The organism is Micromonospora deserti (genome assembly GCF_003236335.1).
GTDB lineage: Bacteria > Actinomycetota > Actinomycetes > Mycobacteriales > Micromonosporaceae > Micromonospora > Micromonospora deserti.
In genome coordinates this window covers 1-16947 of the sequence record NZ_POUB01000126.1, presented here as the reverse complement: position 1 = coordinate 16947, position 16947 = coordinate 1, and the positions used below count along the sequence as shown (strand labels likewise).

Genomic DNA, 16947 nt, shown 5'->3' with positions numbered 1-16947 from the left:
GACAGCACCCCCGTTGATCATGAAGTTGGCCGGGGCAAATCGGGCGGAACGGGCGGCCAACCTCATGATCAACGAGCCGGGGGGCCGGGCCAGGCGGTCAGGGTGGGTGGGGCGAAGGATCCGGGCGGAAGATCGCTCGGTCTTCTAGGGTGAGGGCGTGGCCCGGAGTGTGTACGTCACCAGCGTGGGGTCTGGCGGGGGGAAGTCGACCGTCGCGCTCGGGCTGGCCGAGCTGCTGTCCCGCCAGGTCGAGCGGATCGGGGTATTCCGGCCGTTGGTCGGCCAGGGCACGCCGGACCCGATCCTGGCCCTGCTCAGCGAGCGCTACCGGGTCGGGTTGCCGCTGGCCGACCTGGCCGGCGCCAGCTACGCCGAGGCCACCGCCCTGGTCGCCGACGGCCGGCGGGAGGAACTCATCTCGGGCATCGTCGCGCGCTACCGCGAGGTCGAGCGGCGCTGCCCGGCGGTGGTCGTGGTGGGCAGCGACTTCGCCGACGGCGGTGACGGCGCCGGTCCCCGGGAACTGGCCTTCAACGCCCGGCTGGCCGCCGAGTTCGGCAGCGTCGTGGTGCCGGTGGTCGACGGCTTCGGGCAGGAGCCGGCGGCGATCGCGGCCGCCGCGCGCGGGGCGTACCACGATCTGGAGGACCTCGGCGCCACGGTGCTGGCGGTGATCGCCAACCGGGTCCCGGGGCCGCTGACGCTGCCCGACCTGCCGGTCCCCGCGTACGCCATCCCGGAGGTGCCAACCGTGTCGGCGCCGACGGTGGCCGAGGTGGCGACGGCACTCGGTGCCGCCCTGCTGGCCGGCGACGACGCCGCGCTGAGCCGGGACGTGCTCGACTACGTGGTCGGCGCGGCGCACGTGCCGACCCTGCTGGACCACCTCACCGAGGGGGCCCTGGTGATCACCCCCGGCGACCGGGCCGACCTGCTGGTGGCGGCGTGCGCCGCACACGTGGCCGGGCAGGTCTCGGTGGCCGGGCTGGTGCTCACCCTCGGTGAGCAGCCCGACCCGCGGGCGATGCGGCTGGTCGAGGGGTTGAGCAGCGGCCTGGCGGTGCTCTCCGTGCCCAGCGACAGCTACGACACGGTGGCCGCCTCCAGCCGGATCGAGGGCCGACCCAGCGCCGGCAACCCGCGCAAGGTGGAGGCCGCCCTCGGCGCCTTCGAGCGCTGCGTCGACACCGACGACCTGGCCCGCCGGCTGCGGGTCAGCCGCTCCGACCGGGTCACCCCGCTGATGTTCGAGTACGACCTGATCGACCGGGCCCGGGCGCAGCGCCGGCACCTGGTGCTGCCCGAGGGCGCCGAGGAGCGGATCCTGCGCGCGGCGGAGATCCTGTTGCGCCGTGGCGTCGCCGACCTGACCCTGCTCGGCCGGCCGGACGACATCGCCCGGCGCGCCCGGGAGCTGGGCGTCGACATCGGCGGCGCGACGGTGATCGACCCGGCCACCAGCGAATGGCGCGACGAGTTCGCCGCCGAGTACGCGAGGCTGCGCGCGCACCGGGGCGTCACCCTCGACCTGGCGCACGACACCGTGGCGCAGCCGAACTACTTCGGCACGCTGATGGTGCGGACCGGGCACGCCGACGGGATGGTCTCCGGGGCGACCCACACCACCGCCGCCACCATCCGCCCGGCCTTCGAGATCATCCGGACGCTGCCGGGGGTCTCCATCGCCTCCAGCGTCTTCTTCATGCTCCTCGCCGACCGGGTGCTGGTCTACGGCGACTGCGCGGTGAACCCCGACCCGGACGCGGGGCAGCTGGCCGACATCGCCATCTCGTCGGCGGACACCGCCGCCCGGTTCGGCATCGAGCCGCGGATCGCCATGCTCTCCTACTCCACCGGCGCCTCCGGTGCTGGCGCGGACGTGGAGAAGGTCGCGGCGGCCACCCTGCTGGCCCGGGAGCGCCGCCCGGAGCTGCTCTTCGAGGGACCGATCCAGTACGACGCGGCGATCGACCCCGCGGTGGCGGCGACGAAGCTGCCCGGCAGCGCGGTCGCCGGCCACGCCACGGTCTTCATCTTCCCGGACCTGAACACCGGCAACAACACGTACAAGGCCGTGCAGCGCTCGGCGGGGGCGGTCGCCGTCGGGCCGGTCATGCAGGGCCTGCGCCGGCCGGTGAACGACCTCTCCCGGGGCGCCACCGTGCCGGACATCGTCAACACCGTGGCGATCACCGCCATCCAGGCAGCGGCGGAGGGCTGATGAGTCGGGTACTGGTGCTCAACTGCGGGTCGTCGTCGGTGAAGTACCGGCTGTACGACGACGAACGGGTGGTCGACAAGGGCACCGTCGAGCGGATCGGCGAGCCGGGCGGCGGGCCGGCGGACCACTCCCGCGCCGTCCGCGACATCCTCGCCCGGCTCGATTTGGCCGGTCTGGCCGCCGTCGGGCACCGGGTGGTGCACGGCGGCCGGAGGTTCACCGCGCCGGTCCTGGTCGACGAGGCGGTGCTCGCCGCGATCCGGGACCTGATCCCGCTCGCGCCGCTGCACAACCCGGCCAACCTGGCCGGCATCGAGGTCGCCCGGGCGGCGCTGCCGGACGTGCCGCAGGTCGCCGTCTTCGACACCGCATTCCACCACACCCTGCCGGAGGCCGCCGCGACCTACGCGATCGACCGGGACACCGCCGAGCGGTACGGCATCCGGCGGTACGGCTTCCACGGCACCTCGCACGCGTACGTCTCGCGCCGCACCGCCGAGCTGCTCGGCCGCCGGTACGAGGAGATCAACACCATCACCCTGCACCTGGGCAACGGGGCGAGCGCCTGCGCGGTCGCCGGGGGCCGCAGCGTGGCCACCTCGATGGGGATGTCCCCGCTGGAGGGCCTGGTGATGGGCACCCGCAGCGGCGACCTGGACCCCACCGTGATCTTCCACCTGCGCCGCGAGGGCGGGCTCTCCGTCGACGACATCGACAACCTGCTCAACCACCGCAGCGGGCTGCTCGGGCTGGCCGGCGTCAACGACATGCGCGAGGTGCTCCGGCGGCGGGCTGACGGGGACCGGGCCGCCGCCCTCGCCTTCGACGTCTACTGTCGGCGGATCACCGGGTACGTCGGGGCGTACTACGCGCTGCTCGGCCGGATCGACGCGGTCACCTTCACCGCGGGCGTCGGCGAGCACGCGGCTCCGGTACGCGCCGCCGCGCTGGCCGGGCTGGACCGGCTCGGCATCGCCGTGGACCCGGAGCGCAACGCGGGCAGCGGCGACCGCGTCATCTCACCGGAGGGCGCCGGGGTCCGCGTCTGCGTCGTCGGCACCGACGAGGAACGCGAGATCGCCCGCACCGCCCGGGACCTGGCCACCACCACCTGAACCCGCCCGGCGCGGCGTCCCGGCTGCCGGCGGCGCGGCTCCCCTTGGTGCCGGCGGCGGAGTCTGCCGGGTGTCGGCAGCGGGTTCCCGGGTGCCGGCGCCGGTCAGGCCAACGCCAGCCAGCCGGCCAGCGCCACCAGCACGACCGCGACCGCCGCCGCGCCGACCAGCAGCGGCATCCGGGTGGCCGTCCCCGTCGCCGCCTCCGGCTCCGGGGTGTTCGCGAAGGCGCGGAACGCCTCGGTGTTGCCGCTCGGGTCGGTATGGTTCTCCGCCATGCGATGACCCTAACGAAGCCCGTCGAGCCGTACCGTCCCGCGGCCGTCCGGCGGCGGCAGGTCGAGCCGGCCGGTGGAGGCGGTCCGCCCGGGTGGCGGGGAGACCCAGTCCGGACGGCGGGGACGAGCCAGGCGGCCGGGCACCTACGGTGGAACCGTGGGGGCACAACGGCTGGTCGCCGCGACGGGGGCACAACGGCTGGTCGCCGCGCTGCTGACGGCGCTGCTGGCGGGCTGCGCGCCGGCCACCGCCGCGACCGGCGGCCCGCCGCCGGCACGCCGGGCGCCCGAGGGGGCGTACGCCGTCGGCGTGCGTACGCTCACCCTCGACCCGGGGTCCGCGCGGCCGCTGCCGGTGACGCTCTGGTACCCGGCCGACGGGGGTGCGGTGGCCGCCGGCCGGTTCCCGGTGGTGGTCTACAGCCACGGGCTGGACAGCCTTCCCCGACTGCACGCCGGGCTGACCACCCGGTGGGCCGCCGCCGGGTTCGTGGTGGCCGCCCCGGCCTACCCGCACACCCGGCGGGGGGCGCTCCGGTTCAGCCGCGCCGACGTGCGGCACCAGCCGGCGGACGGCTGGCGGGTGATCCGGCACCTGGTGCGGCTCGACAGCCGACGGGGAGACCCGCTCGCCGGGCACCTGGACCTCGGCCGGGTCGCCGCGGCCGGCCACTCGGCGGGCGGCTTCACCACCGCCGGCATGTTCACCTCCGGGCACTCGACCCGGCTGCGCGCCGGCATCGTGATCGCCGGCGGCGGGATGGCCGGGAGCTTCGCCGGGCCGGGCGCACCGCTGCTCTTCGTGCACGGCACGGCCGACCCGGTGGTGCCGCTCGCGGTCGGCCGGGCGGCGTACCGGCGCGTGAACGGCCCAGCGGCCTTCCTGAGCCTGCTCGGGCAGGGCCACGGCGAGTTCCTCAGCCCCGGCCGGCCCGGCTTCGCCCAGGTCCTCGCCACCACCACCGAGTTCCTCCGGTGGACCCTCTACGGCGACCCGGCGGCGTCCCGCCGGCTGCCCGCTGCCGCCCGCCTCGCCGGCCTCACCACCTTCGAGGACCGTCTCACCCCCTGACCTCGCGGCTCCGGACGCGGCTGTCGCCCACGGAAGCCCGGTCACGGCGCGGGCACGCCGCGCCGGTCCACGGCGGACGGCCCGGACCGGCAAGGCACAATCGGATTCATGTCGCGTCGCGTCACCCCCGCCCTGCTCGCCAGCGCCCTGCTCACCGCCGGTCTGGTCGGCTGCTCCACAGACGCCGGGCCGGCCGCCCGGCCGGCGGCGCCGGTCGGGCCGCCGACGGCCACCACGCCGGCTCCGCAGGTACCCTCCGGCACCGCCCCGCAGCAGAGCTTCGCGGTCGGCGTACGCCAGCTCAAGCTGAACCGCGACGGCGACCGGCCGCTGCCGGTGACCGTCTGGTATCCAGCGGCCGGGGAGGCCGGCGGTGAGCCGGAGCGGTCGGTGACCGCCGCCCCGGGGAAGTTCCCCGTCGTCATGTTCAGCCACGGCCTGAACGGGCGGCCCGCCGACTACGCCACGCTGCTGACCCGCTGGGCGGCGGCCGGCTTCGTGGTGGCCGCGCCGACCTTCCCGCACACCTCCCGGGGCGGCGACGGCAACGTCCTGGACGTGCTGAACCAGCCCGCCGACGTGTCGTACGCGCTGACCCAGGTGCTCGCGCTGGACGCGAAGGCCGGCGATCCGCTGCGCGGCCGGCTGGCCGCCGACCGGGTCGCCGCGGCCGGGCACTCCGCCGGTGGGGTGACCACCATCGGTCTGTTCACCGCGGGCCGGGACGAGCGGCTGGACGCCGGGGTGGTGTTCGCCGGCACCGCGCTCGGCGTGGGCACCGCCTTCGCCGGCGCCGCCGCCCCGCAGCTCTTCGTGCACGGCGAGGCCGACGAGGTGGTCGAATACGCCGCCGGCAAGGCCGTGTACGACAAGGTGCCCTGGCCGAAGGCGATGCTGAGCCTGTCGAAGGGCGACCACGGGCGGGCCCTGCTCAGCGACGGTGCCGCGCTGCGGGTGGTCTCCGACACCACCGTCGAGTTCCTCCGCTGGTCCCTCTACGGCGACGAGGCCGCCAAGCGGCGCATCCCGGCCGATGCCGCCCGCGGCGACCTCGCCACCCTCGACAACCGCCTCTGACCGCCCCGGGCCCGTCCAACATCAGGGAACCGACCAAGGTCCGAACAACCTCGTGCGGGGGCGTCAGGTGGTGTGGTCGATGACGACCTTGCCGAATACGTCCCCGGAGTGCAGGCGGGCGAACGCCTCCTCGACCGTGCTGAACGGGACCACGCTGTCCACCACCGGGCGTACGCCTCGCTCAGCGCAGAAGGCGAGCAGGTCGGTCAGTTCCTCCGGGGTGCCCATCGAGGTGCCGAGGATCTCCAGCTGCATGGCGAAGACCCGGCGCAGGTTGACCTTCGGCTCGTGCCCGGCGGTGGCACCGGAGACGACGATCCGGGCCATCGGGGCGGCCGACTTCAGCGAGTGGTCGAAGGTGGCGGCGCCGACCGTCTCGATCACCACGTCGACCCGCTCCGGCAGCCGGGCGCCCGGCTCGACGGCGGTCGCGCCCAGCTCGGCGATCCGCTCCCGCTTGGCGGCGTCCCGGCTGGTCGCGTACACCCGCTTGCCCATCGCGGCGGCGAGCGCGACCGCCGCGGTGGCGACGCCCCCGCCGGCGCCCTGCACCAGCACCGCCTCGGCGTCGTCCACCCGGCCCTTGGTGGTCAGCATCCGCCACGCGGTCAGCCAGGCGGTCGGCAGGCAGGCCGCGTCCGTCGCCGCCAGGCCGGCCGGCAGCGGTACCAGGTTCGACCGGGGTACGGCGACCCGCTCGGCGAGCGTGCCGGGGAAGTGCTCGGAGAGGATGGACACGCCACGCGGATCGCCCGGGGTGGGGATCACCGGGTAGACGACCACCTCGTTGCCGTCCGGGTCCAGCCCGGCGGCGTCGCAGCCGAGGATCATCGGGAGCTGGTCCGCGCGCAGCCCCACCCCGCGCAGCGACCAGAGGTCGTGGTGGTTCAGCGAGCTGGCGCGGATTTGCACGGTGACCCAGTTCCCGTCCGGGTGGGTCGGCTCGGGCCGCTCGCCGACGGTGAGCGCGGCGAGCGGGTCGGTGTCGTCGAAGCGGGAGGCGAAGGCGGCACGCATGAGCGGCACGGTAACAAGCCGGGCAGGCGACAAGAAGGGCCCGTGCCGAGGCACGGGCCCTTCTCACAGCCCTCAGGCCCGGGCGACCCCGTCGCGGCGGGCGGCCTCGGCCACCGCCGCGGCGACCGCGGGGGCGACCCGGGGGTCCAGCGGCGACGGGACGATCGCCTCGGCGGTGAGCGACTCGGCCACCACCCCGGCGATGGCGTCGGCGGCGGCCACCTTCATGCCGTCGGTGATCCGGGTGGCCCGGGCGTCCAGCGCGCCCCGGAACACGCCCGGGAAGGCCAGCACGTTGTTGATCTGGTTGGGGTAGTCGCTGCGGCCGGTGGCGACCACCGCGACGTGCCGGGCGGCCACCTCGGGGTGCACCTCCGGGGTCGGGTTGGCCAGGGCGAAGACGATCCCGCCGGCGGCCATGCCGGCCACGGCGTGCTCCGGGATCTGCCCGCCGGAGACGCCGATCAGCACGTCCGCGCCGCGCAGCGCCTCGGTGATGTCACCGGACCGGCCGTCGGCGTTGGTGCTCGCGGCCAGCTCCGCCTTGCTGCCGGTGAGGTCGGCGCGGTGCCGGCCGATGATGCCCTTGGAGTCGCAGACCACCACCTGGTCGGGGTTGACACCCCCGGCCACCAGCATCTTCGTCACCGCCACCCCGGCCGCGCCGGCGCCGCTGACCGCCACCCGCAGGTCACCGAGCTTGCGGTTGAGCAGCGAGGCGGCGTTGCGCAGCGCGGCCAGCACCACGATCGCGGTGCCGTGCTGGTCGTCGTGGAAGACCGGGATCGGCAGCGCCTCGTCCAGCCGGCGCTCCACCTCGAAGCAGCGCGGGGCGCTGATGTCCTCCAGGTTGATCCCGCCGAACGAGGGTGCCAGCGCCCGCACCACCGCCACGATCTCGTCCACGTCCTGGGTGTCCAGGCAGATCGGTACCGCGTCGACCCCGGCGAACTGCTTGAACAGCACGGCCTTGCCCTCCATCACCGGCAGCGCCGCCCGCGGGCCGATGTTGCCCAGCCCGAGTACGGCGGAGCCGTCGGTGACGACCGCGACGGTGTGCGACACCCAGGTGTAGTCGTCGGCCAGGGTCTCGTCGGCGGCGATCGCCTCACAGACCCGGGCCACACCCGGGGTGTACGCGAGGGAGAGGTCCTCCCGGCTGGTGAGCGGGACCGTCGAGACGACGGCCATCTTGCCGCCCCGGTGCAGCCGGAAGACGGGATCAGCAGGGTCCACGGTGGACGGTGGCATGGTGGTGACTCCAGGATCTGTCGAGCAACTGGACCGGCCGGTCGGACGCGAGGTGAGGCGACGAGCGGCGGGCACGGTGCGGGGGGTCACCCGGGCACTTTCCGAGCATAGTGTCGTCGGACCGCCGCCGATGTGAGCAGTGTCATATCAGTTTCGGTCGGACCCGTGCGGGGCGCGGCCAGTAGCGGGCCACCACCCGCCCGCGCACGTCCGCCACCCCGTACGCCCGGGAGTCGTCGGTAACCAGGTCGTTGTCGCCGGAGAGCCACCAGCCGCCGCCCTCGGCCCGGACCGCCCGCTTGACCACCAGCAGCTCGGGGCGGCTGCGGAAGACGGCGACCACGACGTCACCGGGGCGGACCGGGCGGCCGCCACGGCGGACCAGCACCGCGTCGCCGTGGCGCAGCGTCGGGGCCATGGACGGACCGGTCACCAGGACGGCCGTCAGGGGCCACCGCAGCCGGGGGGCGGCCGCCGGTCGCTCGGCGGTCATCGGTTTCACCTCCACCCGCCTCGGGAAGCGGGTCCAGGAGTAATGTCGTCTTGGATCATCGCAAACTTCCCATGGAGGATCCCGATGCGACTTCCACGCATCCTTACGCCCCGCGTGACGGCCAGCGCCCACTGTGACCTGCCGTGCGGCGTCTACGACCCGGCGCAGGCCCGGATCGAGGCCGAGTCGGTCAAAATGATCTGCGAGAAGTACCAGGCGAACACCGACCCGGAGTACCGCACCCGGGCGGTCATCATCAAGGAGCAGCGCGCCGAGCTGGTCAAGCACCACCTCTGGGTGCTCTGGACCGACTACTTCAAGCCGGCCCACTTCGAGAAGTACCCGCACCTGCACCAGCTGTTCAACGAGGCCACCAAGCTGGCCGGTTCCAGCGGCGCCAAGGGCAGCGTCGACCCGGTCGTGGCCGACCAGCTGCTGCAGAAGATCGACGAGATTTCCAAGATCTTCTGGGAGACCAAGAAGGCGTGACCCGCGGGGCCACCCCGACGATCCGGCCGGCACGTCCCGAGGACGTGCCGGCCGTCGTCGCCATGGTGCACGAGCTGGCCGCGTACGAACGCGCGGCCGACCAGTGCCTCCTGACCGGCGAGCAGCTCACCGCCGCCCTGTTCGGCCCCGCACCGGCGCTCTACGGCCACGTGGCCGTCGACGCCGACGACCGGCCGGTCGGTTTCGCGCTCTGGTTCCTCAACTTCTCCACCTGGGCCGGCGTTCACGGCATCTACCTGGAGGACCTCTACGTCCGCCCGGCGGCCCGGGGCACCGGTGCCGGCCGGCTGCTGCTGGCCACCCTGGCCGCGATGTGCGTGGAGCGCGGCTACCAGCGGCTGGAGTGGTGGATGATCAACTGGAACCCGGCCGCCGGCTTCTACGCCTCGATCGGCGCGCGGAAGATGGACGAGTGGGTCCCCTACCGGCTCAGCGGCGACGCCCTGGCCGGACTGGCCGCCCAGGCGGCCACCCCCGCACGTCCGCCCCGCTGAGCGGGTAGAGTCCCGGACCGGAGGGATGAGGCGTGACTCAACTGACCGGGCACCCGACGAGCGACGACGTCGTGCACCTCACCGTGCCCGCGGACGGGGGCTATCTGGGGGTGCTCCGTACCGCCACCGCCGGCCTCGCGGCGCGGTTGCAGTTCGCCCTCGACGAGATCGAGGATCTGCGCATCGCGGTCGACGAGGCGTGCGCCATGCTGCTCGCCATCGCCACCCGGGACGCCGAGCTCGACTGCCGGTTCTCGGTGACCGACGACGCGCTCACCGTCGAGGTGACCGTGCCGACCGTACGCGGCGCCGCCCTCCCGGCCGAGTCGTCCTTCGCCTGGAAGGTGCTGACCGCGCTGACCACCACGGCGTCCGCGAGCGCCGCCGACAGCCGGGCCACCATCTCCCTGCTCACCCGGCGTTCCTCCGGCTACTGACCACCCGAGCGGTGGTCACTCGAAGCCGAGGGCGCGGGTGGTCGGGGTGCTCACCAGCAGCGCGGTCACGCCGAGACCGAGCGCCATCAACGGCACGCCGAGCCAGCCCAGCCCGCCCTGGAGCATGAACCAGCCGATCGGCAGCAGCATGAGCTGGAGCACGATCGCTGGCGCCCGGGCACCGGCCCGCCGCCGGGTCAGCGCGGTCCCCAGCGCCCAGAGCGCCACCGCGGCGCCGACGGCGAACGCGGTCACCAGCACCGCCGAGGCCAGATCGGTGGTGGTGGCGGTGAGATCGGCCCAGACCAGCCACACGGCGACCAGCCCCACGGCGCCGGCCTCCCCCCCACAGCAGCCGCACCGCCCAGCGGAGGGTGACGGGAATCGGGTCGGAGTCGATGGTCACGCGCGCCACGATACCCGTGGCGCAGCGGGGTACAGTGCCGCCCATGCGGGCCGTCCTGGTGGTCAATCCGAAGGCCACCACCACCAGCGAGCGCAGCCGGGACGTCCTGGTCCGGGCGCTGCGCAGTGAAGTCGACCTCTCCGTGCGGTACACCCGGCGGCGCGGCCACGCCACCGCGCTGGCCCGTGAGGCGGCCGAGGAGGGCGTCGATGTGGTCGTCACCCTCGGTGGCGACGGCACGGTCAACGAGGTGGTCAACGGGCTGATGTCCGCCCAGCCACCCACCGTCCCCACCGGCGCCACCCCGGCCGAGCGGCTACCGGCCCTGGCAACCGTCCCGGGCGGCTCCACCAACGTCTTCGCCCGGGCGCTGGGACTGCCCCGCGAGTGGCCGGATGGGACCAGCATGATCCTGGAGGGTCTGCGGCTGGGCCGGCACCGGACGATCGGGCTCGGCCGAGCCGACGACCGCTACTTCACGTTCTGCGCCGGTTTCGGCGTCGACGCGGCGGTGATCAACCGGGTGGAGCGGGCGCGCCGGCGCGGCCGGGTCTCCACCCCCGCGCTCTACTTCCGCTCCACGGTCAGCCAGTACTTCCTCGGCTCTGACCGCCGGCACCCGGCGATCAGCCTGGAACGCCCGGGCGAGCCGGCCGAGGGCGAGCTGGCGACCGTCATCATCCAGAACACCGCGCCGTGGACGTATCTCGGCGACCGGGAGATCAACCCCAACCCGGAGGCGTCGTTCGACCTTGGGCTGGACGTATTCGCGCTGCGCCAGCTCAGGGTCGCCAGTACGACACGCACCGTGACGCAGTCCTTCTCCCGGCGGCCCGACCCGCACGGCAAACAGGTGCTCAGGCTGCATGACGTGGCCGAGTTCACCCTGCTGTCCAGCCGTCCCCAGGCGTTCCAGCTGGACGGGGACTATCTCGGCGAGCGGGAGAAAGTCAGATTCACATCCATTCCCGCCGCACTGAGAGTAATCTGCTAGGTCTCGGGTACCGCCCTAGGTTGACGCGGCCGCGACACCCCCCACCGGGACGGCCGCCACGCGGAGGGTTGGCGCCGGAAATGTCAGCAATGTCACGCGGACTGTACTATATTGATCCTCGACTGTGGTACGCCGGGTAACCGGACCCCCCGGAAAACCGGACAAATGGGTTGTGGGCTTGCTCACCGCTCGGAGTTTTTCCGAGCGTCACCCTTGACATCGTGAGCGTTCGTGAAAGTATTCACAAGCGAACTTGAGTTACCGGGACATTGCCTGGATATGCTCGGCAGGTTGAGCTGTTCCAGCAGGTCCTCGGGACCAACAGCCTGCTCACGCACTGCCGAATAGGCGGACGCGAACCGTCACCATCGGCGCTGCGGATGCATATAGGAAAAGCACCACAGCAATATCTGCCACCCATCCAGAATGAGGAGTGTTGCCGCCATGGACTGGCGTCACCATGCTGTCTGCCGCGACGAGGACCCGGAGCTGTTCTTCCCGATCGGGACGTCCGGTCCGGCTCTCCTGCAGGTCGAGCAGGCCAAGGCCGTCTGCCGGCGCTGCTCCGTGACCGACCAGTGCCTGCAGTGGGCGCTCGAGTCGGGTCAGGACGCCGGCGTCTGGGGCGGGATGAGCGAGGAGGAGCGGCGCGCCGTGAAGCGCCGCGGCGGCCTCCGGGTGCTGCGCGCTCACTCCGCCTGATCCACGCACCACAGCTGCACGCCCCGGCCGGGTACGCCCGCCGGGGCGTATCGCTGTCCAGGGCCGTTCGTGGGCTGCGTCCGGCCTGGCACCCCGGCTCTGGCGCCCGATCCGACCCGCCGCGGTGCGCCGGTCGCCGGCGCCGCTCAGCCGCCGGACCGGACCAGCGCGTCGACCCGGCGCAGGACCAGGTCGGCCAACTCCGGGGCGTCGGTCAGCGGGGCGGACACGGCCACCGCCCCGGCCTGCCGCGCCGCCGCCGTCACGGCGTCGTGGAAGAGGCCCGGGGCCAGGAAGTACGCCGACACCGCCACCCGACGGGCACCCCGGGCCCGCAGCCGGGCCACCGCCGCGCCGACGGCCGGCGGAGCCGCCGAGGCGTACGAGACGGCGGTGGGCACGCCGAGACCGGCGCCGAGCGCCACGGCCACCCGCCCCACCGACCCGCGCGCCCGGGCGTCCCGGGTGCCCGCCGCGGCCAGCACCAGCGCGTCGAACCGCCCCGGCTCCGCCTCGCCCAGCCGCCGGCGCAGCCCGGCCAGCAGCCCGCCGTCCACCCGGCCGTCGGCCGGGCCGAGCACGTCGGCCACCCGTACCGCGATCGGCGGGCCCGTTTCCCGGGCCGCCGCGACCGCCGCCGGGATGTCCACCCGCCGGTGGTACGCCGCGGTGAGCAGCAGCGGCACCAGCACCGCCCGGGCGTGCCCGGCGGCCGCCAGGTCCCGCAGCACCGCCGTCGGACCGGGCTCGGTGTGGTCGAGCCAGCTCGGATGGACCGGGGTGCCGGGTCGGGCATCCGCGACCGCCCGGGCCAGCGCCCGGGTCGCCTCGGCCGCCCGCGGATCCCGGCTGCCGTGGGCGACCAGCACCACCGGGTCGGCCGGCACCGCGCCGGCCGCCCGCGGGCTCGCCGCCACCGCCCCGGACCCCGCCGGCCCGATCAGACGTGCAGACCGCACTCGGTCTTCTCGAACATCGCCCAGCGGCCGGCCCGCGGATCCTCCCCCGCCTTGGTGCGGCGGGTGCACGGCCAGCAGCCGATCGAGCTGTAGCCCTGCCGGAACAGCTCGTTGACCGGCACGTTCCAGCGGGCGACGTACGCGTCCACGTCGGCCTGGCTCCAAGCCGCGATCGGGTTGACCTTGACCTTGCCGCGGCGGGCGTCGAAGGTCACCACCGGCGTGTTCGCCCGGCTCGGCGACTCGTCCCGGCGCAGCCCGGCGGCCCAGGCGTCGTAGCCGGCGAGCGCCCGCTCCAACGGCTCCACTTTGCGCAGCTGGCAGCAGTCGTCGGGGGACCTGTTGAACAGGCGCGGGCCGTACTCGCCGTCCTGCTGGCCCACGGTCAGCCGGGGCCGGATCGAGCGGACGTTCACCGGCAGGGTCCGGGCCACCTCGTCACGGACCCTCAGCGTCTCGGGGAAGTGCAGGCCGGTGTCGAGGAAGACCACGTCCACCCCGGGGGCGACCCGGGAGACCAGGTGCGCCAGCACCGCGTCCGCCATCGAGCTGGTGACGCAGAACCGGTCGCCGAAGGTCTCCGCCGCCCAGCGGGCGATCTCCAGCGCGGGTGCGCCCTCCAGCTCCCGGCCGGCCTTCTCGGCCAGCGCGCGCAGCTCCTGCGGGTCGCGGGCGGCCGGGTCCTCCGGCGCCGGCCCGCCGGGCCCCACCAGGCCGAGGTTCGCCGCGGACACCAGGCTCATCGGTGCCCCCTCTCGTTCGCGACTGCGGGGCTGGCAAGCTCGCTCCTCGCGCTCACCGGGCCACCCCCTTGCTGAGCAGGCCGGTGAACCTCACCGTGAACACCCGGGCACAGGCGTGGCACTCCCAGCCGCCGTGACCGGTCTCGCTCGGCCGCAGGTCCTCCTCCCCGCAGTACGGGCAGTACAGCGGCACGGAACGGCTCTCGCTCATCGCGACACCTCGCTTCGCTCGGTGCCACGCTGAGGCTCGACGAGCTGGCTGGTTCGCTCGCTACCCTCGCTCATCGGAGTTCCTCCTCGTCGACCCTGATCACCCAGTTGGCGAACGTCTCACCCTCGGCCCGGCCGGTCAGGTAGCGGCGGGCCAGCCGCTCCACGTACTCCGGGAGCTCCTCTGCGGTGGTCTTCAGGCCGCGCAGCTTGCGGCCGAAGCCCGCGGTCCGGCCCTCGGCCATGCCGAGCCCGCCGCCGAGGTGCACCTGGAAGCCCTCGACCTGACGGCCGTCCGGGCCGATGACCAGCTGACCCTTCAGCCCGATGTCGGCGACCTGGGTACGGGCGCAGGCGTTCGGGCAGCCGTTGAGGTGGATGGAGATGTCCGCGTCGAAGTCACGCAGCCGCTGCTCCAGCCGGGCCACCAGCTCCTGACCGCGCGCCTTGGTCTCGACGATGGCCAGCTTGCAGTACTCGATGCCGGTGCAGGCCATCGTGCCGCGCCGCCAGGCCGACGGCCGGGCCTCCAGCCCGATCCCGCGCAGCGCCTCGACCAGCGACTCCGTCCGCTCCGGGGCGACGTCGAGCACCAGCAGCTTCTGGTACGGGGTGAGCCGCACCCGGTCGCTGCCGTGCGCCTCCACCACGTCGGCGAGCCGGGCGAGCTGCCCGCCGGAGACCCGTCCGACCACCGGGGCGGCCCCGACGTAGTTGCGGCCGTCCCGCTGCCGGTGCACGCCGAGGTGGTCGACGGGCCGGTCGGGCAGCTGCGGGGCGGGGCCGTCGAGCAGGGTGCGCCCGAGGTACTCCTTTTCCAGCACCTCGCGGAAGCGCTCCACGCCCCAGTCGGCGACCAGGAACTTCAGCCGGGCCCGGTTGCGCAGCCGGCGGTAGCCGTAGTCGCGGAAGATGCCGACCACACCCGCCCAGACGTCCGGCACCTCAGCCAGCGGCACCCAGACGCCGAGGCGCTTGGCCAGCATGGGGTTGGTGGACAGGCCACCGCCGACCCAGAGGTCGAAGCCGGGGCCGTGCTCCGGGTGGTCGACGCCGAGGAGGGCGATGTCGTTCGCCTCGTACGGGGTGTCGACCAGCCAGGAGATGGAGGACTTGAACTTGCGGGGCAGATTGGAGAACTGCTTGTCACCGACGTACCGGCGGACGATTTCGTCGATCGCCGGGGTCGGGTCGACCAGCTCGGCCTCGGCCACCCCGGCGACCGGGCTGCCCAGCACGATCCGGGGGCAGTCGCCGCACGCCTCGGTGGTCTGCAGGCCGACCGCCTCCAGCCGGCGCCAGATCTCGGGCATGTCCTCGACCCGGATCCAGTGGTACTGGATGTTCTGCCGGTCGGTGATGTCGGCGGTGTCCCGGGCGAACTCCCGGGAGATGTCGGCGACCACGCGGAGCTGGGCGACGGTGAGCTGTCCGCCGTCGATCCGCACCCGGAGCATGAAGAACTCGTCCTCCAGCTCGTGCGGCTCCAGCACCGCGGTGCGCCCGCCGTCGATGCCAACCTTGCGCTGGGTGTAGAGGCCCCACCAGCGGAACCGGCCACGCAGGTCCTGCGGGTCGATCGAGGCGAAGCCCCGGTGGGCGTAGATGTTCTCGATCCGGGCCCGGACGTTCAGCGGGTCGTCGTCCTTCTTGATCCGCTCGTTGGGGTTGAGCGGCTCGCGGTGGCCGAGCGCCCACTGACCCTCGCCCCGGGCACGGCGGGGCGGCCGGGCGGCGCGTGCCGCCGGGTCGTCGGACCGGGCCGGGATGCTGCTGACCGCCATGGCGGCGTCCTCCGTTGTCTGCGGGTGCCTCGATGGGGAACGCGGGCGCGCGGCCGGCCCGTCGGGACGGGCTGGGGACAACGGTGTCGGAACAGCCGGCGCGGTGCGCGCCCGAGACGGATGAGTCGGGCGTCGTCAGTGGGCCGGACAGATCGCGCTGCGGACGCGGCCGTAGTCGACGTGGCGACGGGCCACGAAGCGGCGGACGACAGCGGCGGTCATGGGGCCATGCTGCCACACCCCCGCGGGGGCGGCCAATGACCGCGTGCGCGATCCCACATCACGGGCCACCGGCGCCGCCGGGGAACGGCCCGGCCACGGATCGGCGGACCGGCGGGATGGGCGGCCCGGCTGTGTGAGGCTGCGGTATATGACCGGTTCTTCTGGCGTGGGGCCACGTCGCGGCCACACTTCACCGGCCGACGACGGACCGGGCCGGCCGGCCTCGGCGGCCCGGGTGACCTGGCTGGCGCCCACGCTGATCACCCTGGCCGTCGAGCTCGCCGGGATCGGCCACGCACAACCGTGGCGCGACGAACTGGCCACCTGGAGCGCCGCCAGCCGGCCGCTCGGCGACCTGGCCCGGCTGGCCGGCACCATCGATGCCGCCACCGCCCCGTACTACCTGTTCATGCACGGCTGGCTGGCGGTGTTCGGCGATTCGGTGACCGCCCTGCGCCTGCCCGCCGCGGTGGCGATGGCCGCCGCGGCCGGGCTGACCGCGGTGCTCGGCGACCGGCTGGTTGGCGCCCGGGCGGGGCTGCTCGCCGGGCTGCTCTTCGCGGTGCTCCCCGGTACCTCGCGCTACGGGCAGGAGGCCCGGCCGTACGCACTGGCCACCCTCTTCGCGGTGCTGGCCACGCTGCTGCTGGTCGCCGCCCTGCGCCGTCCCGGGCCGGGTCGCTGGGCCGGGTACGCCGCCGCCGTCGCCGCGCTCGGGCTGACCCACCTGATCGCCCTCACCCTGCTCGCCGCGCACGCGGTGGCGGTGCTCGCCGCCGGCCGCCGAGGCTTGCCCCCCGTACCGGGGACGACCGGGGGCGGGGACCGGGCAGCCGCTCAGCGACACCCGGTGCGGTGGTTTCTGTTCGCCCTGGTGCCGGCGGCGCTGCTGGTGACCCCGCTGGTCCTGCTCGCCCGTCGGCAGCGGGCCCGGCAACTGGACTGGGTGGACGCCGCCCGCC

18 protein-coding genes and 1 pseudogene are annotated in these 16947 nt (G+C 74.2%); 10 read left to right on the top strand and 9 right to left on the bottom strand.

Translation table 11 applies throughout. The features are described 5' to 3' along the window. The first annotated feature begins 157 nt into the window (after window positions 1-157). Both pta and C1I99_RS18240 read left to right on the top strand, forming a co-directional pair. The gene (gene pta, locus C1I99_RS18245; RefSeq protein ID WP_111135427.1) at window positions 158-2221 is read left to right on the top strand and encodes a phosphate acetyltransferase; all 2064 of its coding nucleotides are present in this window, start codon (window positions 158-160) and stop codon (window positions 2219-2221) included. After that, window positions 2221-3336, top strand: coding sequence for an acetate/propionate family kinase (locus tag C1I99_RS18240; RefSeq protein ID WP_111135426.1), 1116 nt, complete (start codon window positions 2221-2223; stop codon window positions 3334-3336). Before pta ends, C1I99_RS18240 begins: the two co-directional genes overlap by 1 nt. 104 nt (window positions 3337-3440) lie before the next feature. On the opposite strand, the gene C1I99_RS33375 is transcribed toward C1I99_RS18240, so the two are convergent. Then, complete coding sequence (locus C1I99_RS33375) at window positions 3441-3614, bottom strand: hypothetical protein (RefSeq protein WP_199562230.1); 174 nt, start codon at window positions 3612-3614, stop codon at window positions 3441-3443. Window positions 3615-3771: 157 nt separating this feature from the next. On the opposite strand from C1I99_RS33375, the gene C1I99_RS18235 reads away from it, so the two are divergent. Both C1I99_RS18235 and C1I99_RS18230 read left to right on the top strand, forming a co-directional pair. After that, a complete protein-coding gene (locus C1I99_RS18235) occupies window positions 3772-4686 on the top strand; it encodes an alpha/beta hydrolase family protein (protein ID WP_233512573.1) in 915 nt (304 codons plus the stop codon). Window positions 4687-4794: 108 nt separating this feature from the next. Continuing rightward, a complete protein-coding gene (locus C1I99_RS18230; protein ID WP_111135425.1) occupies window positions 4795-5763 on the top strand; it encodes an alpha/beta hydrolase family protein in 969 nt (322 codons plus the stop codon). Window positions 5764-5826: 63 nt separating this feature from the next. Here the strand turns inward: C1I99_RS18230 and C1I99_RS18225 are convergent, their stop codons facing one another. The 3 genes from C1I99_RS18225 to C1I99_RS18215 form a co-directional block, all read right to left on the bottom strand. Next, window positions 5827-6789 (bottom strand): zinc-binding dehydrogenase, encoded by a 963-nt coding sequence (locus C1I99_RS18225; RefSeq protein WP_199562228.1) that lies wholly within the window; start codon window positions 6787-6789, stop codon window positions 5827-5829. A gap of 63 nt (window positions 6790-6852) precedes the next feature. Further along, a complete protein-coding gene (locus tag C1I99_RS18220) occupies window positions 6853-8031 on the bottom strand; it encodes an NAD(P)-dependent malic enzyme (protein ID WP_111135423.1) in 1179 nt (392 codons plus the stop codon). Window positions 8032-8173: 142 nt separating this feature from the next. Continuing rightward, window positions 8174-8539: a S24/S26 family peptidase gene (locus C1I99_RS18215; protein WP_438941427.1), complete on the bottom strand. Its 366-nt coding sequence runs from the start codon at window positions 8537-8539 to the stop codon at window positions 8174-8176. 69 nt (window positions 8540-8608) lie between these two features. Here C1I99_RS18215 and sodN point away from each other — a divergent pair, with 69 nt between their 5' ends. From sodN to C1I99_RS18200, 3 genes are read left to right on the top strand one after another with little or no spacing between them, the layout of a single operon-like run. Next, complete coding sequence (sodN, locus tag C1I99_RS18210) at window positions 8609-9013, top strand: superoxide dismutase, Ni (protein WP_111135421.1); 405 nt, start codon at window positions 8609-8611, stop codon at window positions 9011-9013. Beyond that, window positions 9010-9528, top strand: coding sequence for a GNAT family N-acetyltransferase (locus C1I99_RS18205; RefSeq protein ID WP_233512572.1), 519 nt, complete (start codon window positions 9010-9012; stop codon window positions 9526-9528). The genes sodN and C1I99_RS18205 overlap by 4 nt, the downstream gene beginning before the upstream one ends. A 32-nt stretch (window positions 9529-9560) precedes the next feature. Beyond that, window positions 9561-9965 (top strand): ATP-binding protein, encoded by a 405-nt coding sequence (locus C1I99_RS18200; RefSeq protein WP_111135420.1) that lies wholly within the window; start codon window positions 9561-9563, stop codon window positions 9963-9965. A gap of 15 nt (window positions 9966-9980) precedes the next feature. Here the strand turns inward: C1I99_RS18200 and C1I99_RS18195 are convergent. Beyond that, window positions 9981-10371, bottom strand: a pseudogene (locus C1I99_RS18195) (hypothetical protein). Window positions 10372-10414: 43 nt separating this feature from the next. On the opposite strand from C1I99_RS18195, the gene C1I99_RS18190 reads away from it, so the two are divergent. Both C1I99_RS18190 and C1I99_RS18185 read left to right on the top strand, forming a co-directional pair. Continuing rightward, window positions 10415-11365, top strand: coding sequence for a diacylglycerol/lipid kinase family protein (locus tag C1I99_RS18190; protein WP_111135419.1), 951 nt, complete (start codon window positions 10415-10417; stop codon window positions 11363-11365). A gap of 444 nt (window positions 11366-11809) precedes the next feature. Continuing rightward, window positions 11810-12067, top strand: a complete 258-nt coding sequence (locus tag C1I99_RS18185) for a WhiB family transcriptional regulator (protein WP_007072794.1) — start codon at window positions 11810-11812, stop codon at window positions 12065-12067. Window positions 12068-12213: 146 nt separating this feature from the next. Here C1I99_RS18185 and C1I99_RS18180 read toward each other — a convergent pair whose 3' ends face one another. From C1I99_RS18180 to C1I99_RS18170, 4 genes are all read right to left on the bottom strand, one after another. Continuing rightward, window positions 12214-13026, bottom strand: a complete 813-nt coding sequence (locus C1I99_RS18180) for a sirohydrochlorin chelatase (protein WP_438941426.1) — start codon at window positions 13024-13026, stop codon at window positions 12214-12216. Further along, complete coding sequence (locus tag C1I99_RS18175) at window positions 13008-13769, bottom strand: phosphoadenylyl-sulfate reductase (protein ID WP_111135417.1); 762 nt, start codon at window positions 13767-13769, stop codon at window positions 13008-13010. The genes C1I99_RS18180 and C1I99_RS18175 overlap by 19 nt, the downstream gene beginning before the upstream one ends. A 52-nt stretch (window positions 13770-13821) precedes the next feature. Continuing rightward, a complete protein-coding gene (locus C1I99_RS33370) occupies window positions 13822-13980 on the bottom strand; it encodes an IS1 family transposase (RefSeq protein ID WP_146603987.1) in 159 nt (52 codons plus the stop codon). Window positions 13981-14050: 70 nt separating this feature from the next. Then, complete coding sequence (locus C1I99_RS18170; protein WP_111135416.1) at window positions 14051-15763, bottom strand: nitrite/sulfite reductase; 1713 nt, start codon at window positions 15761-15763, stop codon at window positions 14051-14053. Between the two features lie 370 nt (window positions 15764-16133). Between C1I99_RS18170 and C1I99_RS18165 the strand changes: the two genes are divergently transcribed. After that, a partial coding sequence (locus C1I99_RS18165) for a glycosyltransferase family 39 protein (protein WP_199562226.1) occupies window positions 16134-16947 on the top strand: 814 nt, incomplete at its 3' end.

Bases quoted from the DNA above. Each gene is read 5' to 3' on its own strand.
- C1I99_RS18240 (WP_111135426.1), top strand. From the start codon at position 2,221: ATGAGTCGGGTACTGGTGCTCAACTGCGGGTCGTCGTCGGTGAAGTAC.
- C1I99_RS33375 (WP_199562230.1), bottom strand. From the start codon at position 3,614: ATGGCGGAGAACCATACCGACCCGAGCGGCAACACCGAGGCGTTCCGC.
- C1I99_RS18230 (WP_111135425.1), top strand. From the start codon at position 4,795: ATGTCGCGTCGCGTCACCCCCGCCCTGCTCGCCAGCGCCCTGCTCACC.
- C1I99_RS18220 (WP_111135423.1), bottom strand. From the start codon at position 8,031: ATGCCACCGTCCACCGTGGACCCTGCTGATCCCGTCTTCCGGCTGCAC.
- sodN (WP_111135421.1), top strand. From the start codon at position 8,609: ATGCGACTTCCACGCATCCTTACGCCCCGCGTGACGGCCAGCGCCCAC.
- C1I99_RS18190 (WP_111135419.1), top strand. From the start codon at position 10,415: ATGCGGGCCGTCCTGGTGGTCAATCCGAAGGCCACCACCACCAGCGAG.
- C1I99_RS18185 (WP_007072794.1), top strand. From the start codon at position 11,810: ATGGACTGGCGTCACCATGCTGTCTGCCGCGACGAGGACCCGGAGCTG.
- C1I99_RS18175 (WP_111135417.1), bottom strand. From the start codon at position 13,769: ATGAGCCTGGTGTCCGCGGCGAACCTCGGCCTGGTGGGGCCCGGCGGG.
- C1I99_RS33370 (WP_146603987.1), bottom strand. From the start codon at position 13,980: ATGAGCGAGAGCCGTTCCGTGCCGCTGTACTGCCCGTACTGCGGGGAG.
- C1I99_RS18170 (WP_111135416.1), bottom strand. From the start codon at position 15,763: ATGGCGGTCAGCAGCATCCCGGCCCGGTCCGACGACCCGGCGGCACGC.